Below are 14,806 nucleotides of genomic sequence, written 5' to 3'. Positions count from 1 at the left end.
ATGAAGCAGTCAAAAGGCTTCAGGCACCGGTTTATGGCAAACAAAAAACCCGGGCTGTGCCACTTATCCCGGGAATGACTGCAATCGCTTCTTCATGGAGGACTTGACACCTTCCGCAAGCTCATCGAGCTCTGACAGAAGTTTCACTCCTTCTTTATTTTCTTTGTCTTGATATAAGATTCTGTTTACAAACTCGACAGAAATGCCGCGTGCATTTTTTTCTTGAAGCACCAGACTATCCTCAGGATTGACCCTGCCTTCTTCAAGCACCCGCATGTAATAACCCGAATATCCGGTGTCCTGAATCCACTTCACCATGAACGGCTGATTCAGTTTCGCCGCAACTTTAAAACACGGCTGACGGGGCTGACAAACCTGGACAGCTGCCTCTCCGAGCTTAAAGATATCTCCGATGAACACCTGATCTTCAGTCAGACCTTTGACGGTAAGGTTTTCACCAAAAGTGGGGATTGAAAGAGAAATGCCCAGTCCCTTTTCCCAATACGAGTAATGGTCATGCGAGTAGACACAAACCGCTTTTTCCGGACCGCAATGATGAACCGTATCCGCCTGAACATCACCTTCAAAATTCAGTCTGGACAGATAGAGCGGCTTCTGTACCTTCTCTTTATTGATAGCTGAGCTTACCCCTTTCCCCTGCCATTCAATCGTGCCTGCTTTTCCGGTATTTAATGCGACCAGGGTCCCTTCCACGTATGTACACCTCGTTTTTTCTTTTATCGTACTCTATAGAGATGCGCCTGGTAAATCCTTTTAATACATGGATGTATGATTTTTCAGCGCTTCATAATCGAGACGCTGCTGATTGATGCGGATCGCCTTTGTCAGCTCTTCAATCACAACTTTTTCATCTGTTATGATATTAAAAACAAAGGGTATGGTAGCAAAGTGACCAAAGAACTGGGTACAGCCTTTATGCCGAATATCTTGCTGCGTATCCGTGACAGGATTCACTTTTACAATAAAATTCCCCATGGATTCATAGATCGGGTCCAGAGGCTTTTCGTTTAGCTTTTTAATAAGTGTGGTGATTGGAACACAAGGTTTGTTCCAATCTGTTCCGTTTGATAGAATATCCAACATTTTCTACACCTCTCTACTATCAATGTTCGACAGGAACGATAGGTTCTTGATGGTACTGGAGCGAATGCAATTGATTAAAGAGGATACCCCATGATTCATAGAGAAAATCCTTTATGTATAAGATTAAAGTAAAGCAATAGGGAATACTATAGCAGAACAGAAAGGGGATGGCCCATGAACTATTGTATCATTGGCGGAGATGCGGCCGGAATGAGTGCGGCCATGCAGATTGTCAGGAATGATCCGGAGGCGAGAATCACAGTATTTGAAAAGGGAGGCATTTATTCCTACGGACAATGCGGGCTTCCCTATGTGATCAGCGGGCTGATACCCTCTTCGGAATTACTGGTTGCCCGTGATGTAGCCACCTTCAGAGAAAAGTATGGTATGGATGCGAGAACCTTCCATGAAGTGGCTGGCGTTGACCCGACAGAAAAGAAAATTTATGGCGTACATACAAAAACAAAAGAAGAGTTTACCTTCTCCTATGACAAGCTTCTTATCGCAACAGGAGTCAGCCCTGTTTTGCCGCCATGGGAAGGCAGACACCTGCCAGGGGTTCATTTTGTAAAGACCATTCCAGATGTTGAAGGGATCATTAAAGACATGGACGCTTCTATTCAGGATGTGACCATTATCGGCGGTGGTTATATCGGCCTGGAAGTGGCCGAGAATTTAAAATTTCTCGGCAAAAAAGTCAGGATTATTCAACGGGGGAATCAGCTTGGCTCGATATTTGATCCCGACATGGCCGAACTGATTCTGGAAGAAGCAAAAAAGCATAACATTGAGGTTTGCCTGAATGAAGAAGTTCAGCGCTTAAAAGGAGATGACCGCGTTCAATTCGTTAAAACGGACAAACGCGACTATCCGACCGACATGGTAATCGTGGCGGCAGGCGTTAAACCCAACGTTTCCATGATTCAGAATACGGAGGTCCGGCTTCACGAAAGCGGAGCAATCCTGGTGAATCGGTATATGGAAACCAACGTAAAAGATATCTATGCAGCGGGAGACTGCGCAAGCCATTACCACCTCATTAAAGAAGTCGACGACCACATCCCGCTTGGCACGACCGCAAACAAACAGGGCCGGATTGCCGGACTGAACATGGCGGGAAAACGGAAAACGTTCAAAGGAATTGTTGGCTCTTCCATCATAAAATTCATGGAGCTGTCGCTCGGCAAAACCGGCATCTCTGTAAAAGAAGCAGAAAAGCTGCGTTTTCCAGTCGATACCGTCACCACACAGGCTAAAGATATTGCAGGGTATTTTCCCGGAGTTGAGCCACTGCAAGTAAAACTGGTATTTGATGCAAACAACCAGAGATTACTTGGCGGACAGTTTATCGGAAAACACGGGGTGGATAAAAGGGTCGATGTATTGGCCACTGCCATTTATCACGGAATGGATCTGCATGAGCTGGAGGACTTGGATCTTTGTTATGCCCCGCCATATAATGGGGTCTGGGATCCGATTCAACAGGCAGCAAGAAGGGCAAAAAAATAAAAACGGCAAAAGCTGGGCAAGCGCTTATGTGTTTGCCGTTTTTCTATTGGTAATACTTTATATTATCAACCATCACTAAATGTCCTTTTTATCTGCTGTCAATCTTAATAGAAAATTTATAGCGTGGCACTGCCCGTTCAACAGCAGTTACAATATCCCGGCGCATTTTCGACTTTTTTCGGGATGACATGCTCGCAGGGACATTCACATGAATATGAGCGTAGTTCCCATTGATTGTGACCATTTGTGGATTTCTGCCTGTTTTACTGATCACAGCCTCGCGAATTTTATCCTGGTCATCCGAAATATCAAAACGGGCCGTGTTCATTTTTTGATAATCATTCGGGTTTTTATTCGTTTCCGAACTGTAATTGAATCGGGGATTATTTTTAGTGGCATGATAGTTGACGATGCCATGGCCCCAAATGTTGTCTTTTATGTTTTTATTCGATTCATTGGCCGTGGGCTCAAAATGATCTTTGGAAACGGGAGAACAGGCACTCAGCAGTACGGATAGAATGATAAAAATTCCCGTTTTTTTCACAGAAAACACCTCCCTTAGGTAATAGGGTTTGTGAGTATTCTGCAAAACATACAGACAAAAAAAGGATGGTTCTCCAGAAGGTGCAATCACTACCTCAAGAGGACCATCCCCTTTTTATTCAGACTGCTCAACAAGGCTGGTGAGCAGAGTATTAGGCTTTCCCGGCACTTCATGACAATGACGGCAGCGCGGCTCGTACGATTCCGAAGCGCCCACTAGAATAATGGGATCATCATAAGAAGCAGGCTTCCCATTAATGAGCCGTTGTGTGCGGCTTGCCGGAGATCCGCATACCATGCAAATCGCCTGAAGCTTTGTCACCGTTTCAGCAAGCGCCATTAGCTTGGGCATGGGACCGAACGGTTCGCCTCTGAAATCCTGGTCAAGACCCGCAACAATCACCCGAATGCCATGGTCTGCCAATTCCTGAACAACTGAAATCACATCTTCATCAAAGAATTGAATTTCATCAATGGCTACTACTTCCGTGTCAGGAGAAACCTTTTTCAGGATATCGACAGACTTTTCAACAGGCTTGGCAATAACAGCTGTTCCGTTATGGGAAACCACCGACTCTTCACTGTAACGGTTGTCAATCACCGGCTTGAACACCTGCACTTCAAGCTTTCCATATTTCGCCCGGCGGACCCTGCGAATCAGTTCTTCGGATTTCCCCGAAAACATGCTCCCGCAAATGACTTCAACCCAGCCATTATGCTTCATTACATACATGTTCGTTCTCCTTCCCATGTTCATATATGAATACATTCTATATTATGTACGTTCGTTCGTACCTGCAATGCCTGAAAAACAGCGGAATTTCGCATAAATTCACAAAAAAAAGGAGCAAGAAGTTCTCTTGCCCCTTACAACTTGCAGCATATTACTTAAGATTGTATTTCTTTTTGAAACGGTCAACACGTCCGCCAACATCAGTAAACTTCTGACGACCAGTGTAGAATGGGTGTGTATCGGAACTAACATCCACTTTAATTACAGGATAAGTATTTCCATCTTCCCATTCAATGGTTTCGTTAGAAGACATTGTAGAGCCGGACAAGAACTTGTAACCGCTGCTTGCATCCATAAATACAACTTTTTTATAGTCAGGATGTAAATTTGGCTTCATTCGTTCTCAACTCCTTCTGCCCTGAATCCTGTGAATCCAGAGTTAAAATAAGCACATAGCAGTAGTATAACAGGGTGCTGGTTGTTTTGCAACCGCAATTTCCTTATATTCTTCAGGAATTCGACAAAGACTTCACGCGCTTGTTCGAGCCTGATTTTTCAGCTTCAAACATATTGAAAAATTCTTCATTATTGGTGGTCTTTCGTAAACGCTTCATAAAGGTGTCTACGAAGTCATAGGAATCATCCATCGTCTTGCGGATCGCCCACAAAGATTCAAGGTGATCCTTCTGAATAAGCATTTCTTCTTTTCGTGTTCCTGACCGGCGGATATCAATGGCAGGGAAAATACGGCGTTCGGCCAGTTTCCTGTCCAAATGCAGCTCCATGTTGCCTGTCCCTTTAAATTCCTCATAAATCACATCATCCATACGGGAGCCAGTCTCAATCAGCGCTGTCGCCAAAATGGTCAGACTGCCACCTTCCTCGATGTTACGAGCCGCTCCAAAAAAGCGTTTTGGACGGTGGAAGGCAGCAGGATCAATACCTCCGGACAGCGTACGCCCGCTCGGCGGAATGACCAGGTTGTAGGCTCGAGCCAGTCGGGTAATACTATCTAAAAGGATAACCACATCTTTTTTATGTTCAACCAGGCGCATAGCGCGATCAAGTACAAGCTCTGCGACTTTGATGTGGTTTTCAGGCACCTCATCAAATGTGGAGCTCACCACATCTCCCTTAACGGAACGTTCAATGTCGGTTACTTCTTCCGGACGTTCATCAATAAGCAAAACGATTAGTTCTGTATCCGGGTGATTGGTGGAGACACTGTGCGCAACCTCTTTCAGTAAGCTTGTTTTTCCTGCTTTAGGAGGAGCCACAATCAATCCACGCTGACCGAAGCCAACAGGGGCAATCATATCCATAATGCGGGTTGAAAGATTGGTGCGCCCGGTTTCAAGCACCATTTTCTTTTCCGGATACAGCGCTGTCAATGCAGGAAAATGCACACGTTCCTTAGCTGTATCAGGATCCTCACCATTTACCGCTTCAACCTGAAGCAAGCCATAATATCTTTCATTTTCCTTCGGTGGACGGACTTTGCCTGAAACTTTATCCCCGTTTCTTAAATCAAAACGGCGGATCTGGGAAGCAGAAATGTAAATATCCTGAGAGCTTGGCGAGTAGTTGATCGGACGTAAAAAGCCAAATCCCTCGTTAGGAATGACTTCCAGAATCCCTTCCATAAATGAATAGCCATCCTGCTCAGCCTGTGCTTTTAGAATGGAAAACATCAATTCCCTTTTTGTCAGTTTTCCATAATACGGTACTTTATATTGTCGTGCTAATTCATATAGTTCTTTTAATTTTTTTGTTTCTAATTCAGATAATATTAAACCCATTTTGACACCACACTTTATTCTATTTTCTCAATCGTTTATTTCCTGTTTTTGATCGTTTAATTGAAAGAACAGGGCAACGGAAATGAAGGGTTGGAAGGATACATTTTGAAGTAATAACCGAAAGTGGATAATTAAAATCTATGAATAAATACAATACTTCATATTTTAACCACAAATACTGACTTTAATCAAGTCCCATAAAGAAGAACACCGCAAAAAGCAAAAATGCCGGACGCTTTCCTCTGCACATCTTTATAGAAGTTAGTGTGCAGAGGCTCCAAAAGCGCCGACGTTTTTTGCAATGTTTATGGTTTTATAACAAGGTCTGGTTTCTTTTTGAGACTGTGTCTGCCATCAATAAAGCGGACGGTACCCGATTTTGCACGCATAACAACGGAATGTGTTGTTCCGACGGTTCCTTTAAACTGGACGCCTTTTAAAAGCTCCCCGTCCGTTACACCCGTTGCAGCAAATATCGCATCATCGCCCTTTACGAGGTCTTCCATGCGGAGTACCTTATCAATGTCAGTAATCCCCATTTTCCGGCAACGCTCCAGCTCTGCTTCATCCTGAGGGAGCAATTTGCCTTGCAGTTCTCCACCAAGGCATTTAAGCGCGACAGCAGCGATAACTCCTTCAGGTGCTCCTCCGGAACCGAATAAAATATCAACACCTGTTCCTTCAAACGCGGTATTAATGGCCGCGGCGACATCGCCGTCGGAAATCAGCTTAATCCTTGCTCCCGCTTCTCTGATTTCCTGAATGACTTTTTCATGTCGTGGACGGTTTAGAACGATGGCCACCAAATCCTCGACATCCTTATTACGGGCTTTCGCTACCGCTCTCAAGTTGTCGATGGTTGGGGCATTGATGTCAATCATCCCCACAGCTTCAGGACCCACTGCAATCTTATCCATATACATATCCGGTGCATGCAGCAGGTTTCCATGGTCTGCTACAGCCAAAACAGCCAGCGCATTCCAGGTACCGGAAGCCACAATGTTTGTTCCTTCCAGTGGGTCAACGGCCACATCCACACGCGGTCCATAACCCGTACCTAGTTTTTCACCGATATACAGCATTGGAGCTTCATCCATTTCTCCCTCTCCAATAACAACCGTTCCCTTCATAGGGACTGTATCAAAAACATCCCGCATGGCTGTTGTTGCTGCATCATCTGCCTCATCCTTGACACCCCGTCCCATCCATCGGGCGGAAGCGAGTGCAGCAGCTTCTGTTACACGTACTAGTTCCATTGATAAACTACGTTCCATTGTAAAATTATCCCCCTTGTTAAACGCTTACAGTAATTTGAAATGCTGAAGTGAACGGTTAGAGACGAATGGCATTGGAACTCTTGAACATCAACACGCTTTTTGTGTTGCGTGAAAGAGTGAAATGACCGAGTCTCTGTTCACTGAAGCTGGACAGTGAAATGCTGAGATGGCCGTTCAAAAGCGAGAAGTGTTGGAACTCTTGAACACAAATACGCTTTTTGTATTTTGTGAGAGAGTGAAACAATCGAGCTTTTGGCCATTGAAGCTGAACAAAGAAATGCTGAAGTGAACGGTTAGAGACGAATGGCATTGGAACTCTTGAACATCAACACGCTTTTTGTGTTGCGTGAAAGAGTGAAATGACCGAGTCTCTGTTCACTGAAGCTGAACAAAGAAATGCTGAAGTGAACGGTTAGAGATTGAACGGCCTGAGACAAATAACAGTGCAGGACGGAATTTCGACCGAAATCCGCCCTTATTTTTCGACTTCTTCAAGTTCCTCGATATCAAGATTCTCGCGCCAAATTTTCGCACCGAGTCCAACCAGCTTATCAACAAGTGACTCATAACCGCGGTCGATATGTTCAAGTCCGGAAACCTCTGTGATGCCTTCTGCCATGAGGCCTGCAACCACAAGGGCAGCTCCCGCTCTCAGGTCGCTGGCTTTTACCTTCGCTCCCTCAAGACGGGCTTGTCCATTAATAATGGCAGACCGGCCTTCTACTTTTACATTCGCACCCATTCTTCGCAATTCATCAATATGCTTAAATCGTGCAGAATAAATCGTATCCGTTACAAGGCTTGTTCCTTCAGCCTTAGTAAGGAGCGAAGTGAACGGCTGTTGAAGATCTGTAGGGAAACCAGGATAGACCAGCGTTTTAATGTCGACACTTTTCAACGGCCCTTTACTGCTATGAATCAGAACCTGATCGTCTTTCGTTTCAATCTGTATACCCATTTCACGAAGTTTGGCAATCAATGATTCCAAATGCAGAGGAATGACATTGTCTATAACAACCTGCTGGCCGACTGCTGCAGCCAGGATCATGTAAGTGCCTGCCTCAATGCGGTCCGGAATAATGGAATGGCGGCAGCCATGCAGGTGATCGACACCATCGATCCGGATTACATCTGTACCCGCACCTTTTATTTTGGCTCCCATGCTTGTAAGCAAAGTGGCCACATCGATAATTTCCGGTTCCTTAGCCGCATTCTCAATAATCGTCTGTCCTTTAGCCCTTACAGCCGCCAGCATAATATTAATCGTTGCGCCAACACTCACCACATCTAAATAGATTCGTGCTCCAATAAGTTCATCTGCACGTAGGTAGATGGCTCCTTGTTCATTGGTCACTTTTGCGCCCAATGCTTCAAAACCTTTAATATGCTGGTCAATCGGTCTTGGCCCCAGGTTGCATCCTCCAGGCAGGCCGATAACCGCTTTTTTAAACCGGCCCAGCATCGCACCCATCAAATAATAAGAAGCCCTCAGCTTCTTTACCTTGCCATTGGGCAATGGCATGGCAATCATTTTTTCCGGATTGACCGTTAATGTATTATTCTCATCGAGTTCGGCTTCACCGCCGATTTCTTCAAGCAATGCTCTAAGTAAGTGAACATCTGATATATTAGGCAGCTGATCTATGATGACTTGGGATTCTGCAAGAATGGTAGCTGGGATTAACGCGACTGCACTGTTTTTGGCTCCGCTGATATGAACGGTTCCTTCTAGGGGATAACCCCCTTCTATCATAAGCTTTTGTTCCATGGTCTGCTCCCTTCTCCATCAAGCATATCTGACGGTGGTCTTTTGTTGTAGTATTCTCGGACAACTGGAATATCATGCTAATTAAATCTCATTTAATGGAAAAAACCAAAAACAAGCACCACAAAAGGTGGTGCTTGTATAGGTCTTATTCAGATCTATCCGCGGTTTTTAACAGCTTCCCAATCGCTAAGGAAACGCTCTATACCCTGATCTGTTAATGGGTGGTTAGTGAGGCTCTTAATAACTTTAAGCGGGATTGTAGCGATATGTGCACCGCCAAGAGCCGCTTGAGTTACATGGATCGGGTGACGAACGGATGCAGCGATGATCTGGGTCGGAAGTTCATGAATCGCGAAGATTTCTGAGATCTCAGTAATCAGCTTCAACCCATCTTGTCCAATATCATCAAGTCTTCCAAGGAATGGTGATACATAAGTTGCTCCAGCTCGTGCTGCAAGCAATGCTTGGTTTGCATTGAAGATCAATGTAACGTTTGTTTTGATGTTCATGTCGCTGAAAGCTTTTACTGCTTTTAGACCTTCAGTCGTCATGGGCACTTTAACAGTAACGTTTGGAGCAATTGCAGCAAGTTCTTTACCTTCTGCAACCATTTCCTCAGCATTTAAAGATACGACTTCCGCACTTACAGAACCCGGAACAAGCTCAGCAATTTCTTTGATTCGGCTGTGGAAATCCACGCCTTCTCTTGCTACAAGTGTCGGGTTGGTTGTAACCCCGGATAAAATACCAAGGTCATGTGCTTCCCGGATTTCATCAATATTTGCTGTATCAATAAAAAATTTCATGATTTAATTCACTCCTAAAAATTTAAGTGTTGGGCAGACGTTAGTCTAAAATCTTCTTTAGTCTTTTCCACACAACAACTTTCATACCCGAATTTAATGCTTTTAACACTTTTTATTGTAAATGAAACCGCCTATCATGTATAGGCGGTTTCATAGCAGTCAGCAAAAAAAGCGAATACCATTTTTGCTTCTGTATATTACTTACGCCTTGTTTGAAGAACCGAACTCGCGCATTTTACCTTTAACTGTTTCCTGGATCGCATCACGGGCTGCAGTAAGGTATTTACGAGGATCGTATTTGTTTGGGTTAGCAGCAATAAATTCTTTTACTGCATTGAAAGACGCAATTTGGTTTTCAGTGTTTACATTGATTTTTGCTGTTCCCAAAGAAATCGCTTTTTGGATATCGTGGGTTGGGATGCCTGTCCCGCCGTGAAGCACAAGAGGCACACCAGTTAATTCGTTAACTTCTTTCATGCGGTCGAAACCAAGGTTTGGTTCCCCTTTGTAAGGACCATGTACACTTCCAAGTGCAGGAGCAAAGCAGTCCACACCAGTTTCACGAACAAGCTGATCACATTCAGAAGGAATGGCATAAGCAGCTTCAGCATCATCCACCACAAGGTCATCTTCCTGTCCGCCGATGCGGCCAAGTTCTGCTTCAACAGATACGCCGTGGAAGTGAGCAAGCTCAACTACTTTTTTAGTTAATTCGATGTTTTCTTCCAATGGGAAGTGAGATCCGTCGATCATGACAGAAGTAAATCCAGCATGGATTGCTTCTGCGCATTTTTGGTAGCTGGAACCATGGTCAAGATGGATAGCAACCGGAACGGTAATTTTATATTCTTCCATGAGTGCTTTAACCATGCTGACAACAAGCTTAAAACCACCCATGTAACGAGCAGCACCTTCTGATACCCCAAGAATAACTGGAGAGTTTTCTTCTTGAGCAGCTTTTAGGATCGCTTGGGTAAATTCAAGGTTGTTGATGTTGAATTGACCGACTGCATATCCTTCGGCTTTTCCTTTTTCGAGCATTTCCTTCATTGAAACTAAAGGCATCTTTCATGTCCTCCCTTTGCTTTTGGCACAAAAAAACGGAAAAGAACCATCTTCGTTCACTTTCCGAAAATGCCATATGTTAAACATGCATAGTATATTTTCAAATCCATTATAGCATACCAATAGCGCTTGAAAACCGCAATAAATCAGGCTTTTTGCGTGCAAGCGCTACCATTGCCGATATGTCAATGTTTAAAAGAATTTTGTATTACCCGGCATTAATTGGTAATTCTTTCCTTACAGCTGCCCGGATCTCATCAATGTCAAACGGCTTTGCAAAGTGAGTAATTGCCCCAAGCTTGATCGCTTCATGGATCATGTCCAGCTCACCGTATGCTGTCATGATGATGACTTGTATGGAAGCATCCAGCTTTTTAACTCTGCGAAGAATTTCCAACCCATCCATTCCCGGAATTTTCATATCCAAAATCACGAGATCAGGACTTTCTTTTTGAACGATCGCCAAAGCTTGCACGCCATTTGCTGCCTGAAATGTCTGATACCCTTCCTTTTGAAAAATTTCATTAAGAAGAATTCGAATCCCGTACTGGTCATCAACAATTAGTATTTTACCCAACCTGCTCACCTCTGCCTTATTTTTCGTTCAACATTCTTATTCTAAACCTTATTCGGCAAGGTTTGCCAAATTCCTGCTGCTTGAAGTGAAATAAAAAAATGAATGAGATATACTACATTCATACAAAAACCTGTAAAAAGGAGATTTTATGCAAAAAATATTTTCGACCCAGCTTAATGGTATATTCACAAAAATACAGCAAGAAAGCGAGTATGCGATTGAAGATGCAGCGCGTTTACTTGCCCAGACCCTAATCACCCGGGGTACCGTTTATTTTGCGACAAAAGATGAGATGAAAGCAATCGCTGCTGAAGGATTGAACGGAGCTGAAGCTTTTCCTGCTGCCAAAGAGCTATCAGATACGGATATTCCTGAGTTGACAAGTACAGATATTGTCTTGGCAGCAACAGGCTATCGGGACGATGAGGGACTGCTTGGTCTTATACGTAAAGTGAAAGACCAGACAGAAACTCCTGTCATCCTTCTTGCCACCCGAAAAAAAGAGGGAGCACCCCAAGAAGAGGAATGGGATTCCTATATTCCTTTACATTTGAGAGGCGGACTCGTTCCTTTTGAAAATGGCGGACGTTCCGGCATTCCCTCTGCCATGGCGGGCCTTTTTGCTTACCATGTGATCTGTTTAACGGCAAAAGAAATATTGGAGGAGTATGAATAAAAAAAAATTAAAAACTTTGAAGGATATTGTCGCTTATTCGCGAAATTTTGAATAGAGGTGGGACTAAGGTCCTAAACTTCCCCAGCCCTTTTGTGTATGGCACCTTTGTTTCCTCATAAGTCATAACCTCATACAAACTCCACCGAAACTCGTGCCTGCAACAGGATTCACCAAGCAGGTTGGCACAACCGAAGCACGTGGCCCTTTACCAACTGTAGTTTCCCCTCTCAAAAAACTGCAGCTTACCTCCAAAGGGCCAACGGGCTGATCAACAGATAAAAAACCCCCGGCTCTACAGTGGCCGGGGGTTTTTCGTATACGATTTCTTACTTCTTCTGTTGAAGCGCTGCTCCAATAAATTCACGGAATAAAGGCTGCGGACGGGTAGGACGTGAAATAAATTCAGGATGGAATTGGGATGCTACAAACCAAGGGTGATCCTTGAGCTCGACAATTTCCACCAAACGTCCATCAGGGCTTGTTCCGGAGAAGACAAAGCCTTGCTTTTCCATTTGCTCACGGTATTCGTTGTTAAATTCATAACGATGGCGGTGACGCTCGTAAACCACTTCATCCTGATACGCATCATAAGCTTTTGTTCCTTCATTCAGCTTGCAAGGGTAAAGTCCGAGGCGGAGCGTTCCTCCAAGATCCTCGATATCTTTTTGTTCAGGAAGCAAGTCAATAATAGGAAAATCAGTCGTTGGAAGCAGCTCTGTAGAATGAGCATTGTCCATTCCTAGCACATTACGGGCAAATTCTACAGAAGCAAGCTGCATGCCAAGACAAATTCCAAGATAAGGGACCTTGTTTTCGCGGGCAAACTGAATGGCAAGAATTTTCCCTTCAACACCACGATCACCAAATCCGCCAGGAACAAGGACTCCATCTACATCTTTTAGAATATCGTTGACGTTTTCTTTTGTCACATCTTCTGAATTGATCCATTCGATATCAATATCCGCATCATGATAGTATCCTGCATGCCGCAACGACTCTACAACCGAAATATAAGCGTCCTGAAGGGCTACATATTTACCTACCAGCGCAATCTTCGCTTTTCCGGAAAGGTTCAGCACACGGTCGATCAGCGCTTTCCATTCGCCCATATCGGCTTCCCGGCAATCCAGCTTCAAGTGCTCACATACAATCTGATCCATTTTCTGTTCCTGCAAATCCATTGGAACACGGTACAAGGTGTCTGCATCACGTGCTTCAATGACTGCTTTTGGATTGATGTCACAGAACAGCGCGATTTTTTCCTTCATATCATCGGAAACAGGCATTTCCGTGCGGACAACAATGATGTTTGGCTGAATTCCAAGGCTGCGAAGCTCTTTAACACTGTGTTGTGTTGGCTTGGTTTTCAGTTCACCTGCCGCTTTAATATAAGGAATGAGCGTACAATGGATATACATGACATTCTCAGAACCTACGTCACTTTTGATTTGGCGGATGGCTTCCAAAAAAGGCAAGCTTTCGATGTCGCCGACGGTTCCGCCGATTTCGGTAATCACAACATCAGCGTTTGTTTCCCGTCCGGCACGGAAAACGCGCTCTTTAATTTCATTGGTGACATGAGGGATAACCTGAACCGTACCACCCAAATACTCTCCTCGTCGTTCCTTACGCAAAACGGTAGAGTAAATTTTTCCAGTTGTAACGGAGCTGAATTTATTCAAATTGATATCGATAAAACGCTCGTAATGGCCAAGGTCAAGGTCCGTTTCCGCACCATCATCCGTTACAAACACTTCTCCATGCTGATAAGGACTCATCGTTCCAGGATCGACGTTAATGTACGGGTCAAACTTTTGAGTTGTAACCTTGACGCCTCTATTTTTTAGCAAGCGGCCCAACGATGCCGCTGTAATTCCCTTTCCAAGAGACGAAACCACTCCGCCTGTTACAAAAATATACTTTGCCATTCTTTATTCCCCCTCTGGATAATCACTAGTAAGTATTTCCTTCCGCCTCTGTTTCAAGCAGAATAAACGAATAAGAAAAAAAGAAGCTATAAAATAAAAAAAAAACAAAAGTGACTCCTCCCCAATTAATGGGGGCACTTTTGTTTTTATCTGCAATAATCGAATTATATATACGTTTAGCCCAAAAATGATTCTATCGACTTTCGCGAAACTTGTCAAGAACTAATAAAGAAAACCGGCGTGCATCTGCACAGCCGGTTCTGCTAACTAGCGGTCTTCTTCGTCTTCCTCTTCTACTTCGTATAATTCCTCTTCAGCGGCTTGGTCTTCCTCGTCCTCTATATCTTCATCCAGCTCTTCATCGCTGTCTGCGATATCGCCGAAGTCCTCATCCAAGTCTTCATCTTCATCTTCATCTTCATCGTCGTCATCGCTGCTGCTTGCTTTGGCAAACTCATCATCCACCTCAAGTGCATCAAAGTCTTCATCTTCGAAATCTTCATCGTATTCATCGAAGTCCTCATCTTCAGCAACGACTTTTTTGCGCTTGGTCGGCTTGTTTGTATTCCCCAGTTCTTCCTCACTGCTTTCGATCGGATACCAGGCTTTGAGGCCCCACTTATTATCTCCAAGTGAAACAAATCGCCCATCGATGTTCATATCCGTATAAAAATGAGAAAGACGACGCTGCACTGCAGCGTCAGAAATACCTTTCAAATCTTTAATGCGCTGTACAAGCTCATAAAAAGAAATGGTGTCTTTTTCCTCTTTCAAAATTTCAAAAGCAATTTCAACCATGGCCATTTCCATGATTTCTTCTTTTGAACGCGTTTTGATTAAACTCAAGTTGGCACTTCCTTTCAAATCAATAAATCTATTTATATTATGGATGCATACGTTTAGTTCTAGAAGAATTATACTCTTCATTATAAACAAATCTTCCAAGGATATGCTAGATGAATGATATCTTTTTTTCCAAATCAGTGCAACTGGTTAAAAAAATAGAAAAAGAGGATGCTAT

The 14,806-nt window shown here is 43.9% G+C and carries 15 protein-coding genes; 2 read left to right on the top strand and 13 right to left on the bottom strand.

Going from position 1 to position 14,806, the window contains the following annotated elements; genetic code table 11:
* Window positions 1–63 precede the first annotated feature (63 nt).
* Together DMO16_RS17120 and DMO16_RS17115 are read right to left on the bottom strand one after the other, a co-directional pair.
* The gene (locus DMO16_RS17120) at window positions 64–714 is read right to left on the bottom strand and encodes an MOSC domain-containing protein (protein WP_129478801.1); all 651 of its coding nucleotides are present in this window, start codon (window positions 712–714) and stop codon (window positions 64–66) included.
* 60 nt (window positions 715–774) lie between these two features.
* Window positions 775–1,104, bottom strand: a complete 330-nt coding sequence (locus tag DMO16_RS17115; protein ID WP_129478799.1) for a hypothetical protein — start codon at window positions 1,102–1,104, stop codon at window positions 775–777.
* 174 nt (window positions 1,105–1,278) lie between these two features.
* Between DMO16_RS17115 and DMO16_RS17110 the strand changes: the two genes are divergently transcribed.
* A complete protein-coding gene (locus tag DMO16_RS17110) occupies window positions 1,279–2,613 on the top strand; it encodes an FAD-dependent oxidoreductase (protein ID WP_129478797.1) in 1,335 nt (444 codons plus the stop codon).
* Window positions 2,614–2,701: 88 nt separating this feature from the next.
* On the opposite strand, the gene DMO16_RS17105 is transcribed toward DMO16_RS17110, so the two are convergent.
* From DMO16_RS17105 to DMO16_RS17065, 9 genes are all read right to left on the bottom strand, one after another.
* Entirely contained in the window at window positions 2,702–3,157 is a 456-nt protein-coding gene (locus DMO16_RS17105; RefSeq protein ID WP_129478795.1) for a hypothetical protein, read from the bottom strand.
* 114 nt (window positions 3,158–3,271) lie between these two features.
* Window positions 3,272–3,889 (bottom strand): thymidine kinase, encoded by a 618-nt coding sequence (locus DMO16_RS17100; RefSeq protein WP_061973454.1) that lies wholly within the window; start codon window positions 3,887–3,889, stop codon window positions 3,272–3,274.
* A gap of 151 nt (window positions 3,890–4,040) precedes the next feature.
* Window positions 4,041–4,286, bottom strand: a complete 246-nt coding sequence (locus DMO16_RS17095; RefSeq protein WP_061973452.1) for a type B 50S ribosomal protein L31 — start codon at window positions 4,284–4,286, stop codon at window positions 4,041–4,043.
* Between the two features lie 112 nt (window positions 4,287–4,398).
* Window positions 4,399–5,688, bottom strand: a complete 1,290-nt coding sequence (gene rho / locus DMO16_RS17090; protein ID WP_061973450.1) for a transcription termination factor Rho — start codon at window positions 5,686–5,688, stop codon at window positions 4,399–4,401.
* A 305-nt stretch (window positions 5,689–5,993) separates the two neighbouring features.
* Window positions 5,994–6,962 (bottom strand): class II fructose-bisphosphatase, encoded by a 969-nt coding sequence (glpX, locus tag DMO16_RS17085; protein ID WP_061973448.1) that lies wholly within the window; start codon window positions 6,960–6,962, stop codon window positions 5,994–5,996.
* A 478-nt stretch (window positions 6,963–7,440) separates the two neighbouring features.
* The gene (locus DMO16_RS17080) at window positions 7,441–8,733 is read right to left on the bottom strand and encodes a UDP-N-acetylglucosamine 1-carboxyvinyltransferase (RefSeq protein WP_061973446.1); all 1,293 of its coding nucleotides are present in this window, start codon (window positions 8,731–8,733) and stop codon (window positions 7,441–7,443) included.
* 155 nt (window positions 8,734–8,888) lie between these two features.
* On the bottom strand, window positions 8,889–9,539 hold the full coding sequence (fsa, locus tag DMO16_RS17075) for a fructose-6-phosphate aldolase (protein ID WP_129478793.1): 651 nt from the start codon (window positions 9,537–9,539) through the stop codon (window positions 8,889–8,891).
* Window positions 9,540–9,740: 201 nt separating this feature from the next.
* Entirely contained in the window at window positions 9,741–10,604 is an 864-nt protein-coding gene (gene fba / locus DMO16_RS17070; RefSeq protein ID WP_129478791.1) for a class II fructose-1,6-bisphosphate aldolase, read from the bottom strand.
* Window positions 10,605–10,812: 208 nt separating this feature from the next.
* On the bottom strand, window positions 10,813–11,181 hold the full coding sequence (locus DMO16_RS17065) for a response regulator (protein WP_129478789.1): 369 nt from the start codon (window positions 11,179–11,181) through the stop codon (window positions 10,813–10,815).
* Between the two features lie 148 nt (window positions 11,182–11,329).
* Between DMO16_RS17065 and DMO16_RS17060 the strand changes: the two genes are divergently transcribed.
* Window positions 11,330–11,857, top strand: a complete 528-nt coding sequence (locus tag DMO16_RS17060; RefSeq protein ID WP_129478787.1) for a DUF2529 family protein — start codon at window positions 11,330–11,332, stop codon at window positions 11,855–11,857.
* Window positions 11,858–12,183: 326 nt separating this feature from the next.
* Here the strand turns inward: DMO16_RS17060 and DMO16_RS17055 are convergent, their stop codons facing one another.
* A complete protein-coding gene (locus DMO16_RS17055) occupies window positions 12,184–13,785 on the bottom strand; it encodes a CTP synthase (protein ID WP_129478785.1) in 1,602 nt (533 codons plus the stop codon).
* Window positions 13,786–14,052: 267 nt separating this feature from the next.
* Complete coding sequence (rpoE, locus tag DMO16_RS17050; protein ID WP_164988946.1) at window positions 14,053–14,631, bottom strand: DNA-directed RNA polymerase subunit delta; 579 nt, start codon at window positions 14,629–14,631, stop codon at window positions 14,053–14,055.
* Window positions 14,632–14,806: the final 175 nt, after the last annotated feature.

The organism is Fictibacillus sp. S7 (assembly GCF_004127935.1).
GTDB lineage: Bacteria > Bacillota > Bacilli > Bacillales > Fictibacillaceae > Fictibacillus_C > Fictibacillus_C enclensis.
The sequence above is the reverse complement of the archived record's forward strand: the minus strand, read 5'-3'. Positions and strand labels throughout refer to the sequence as shown.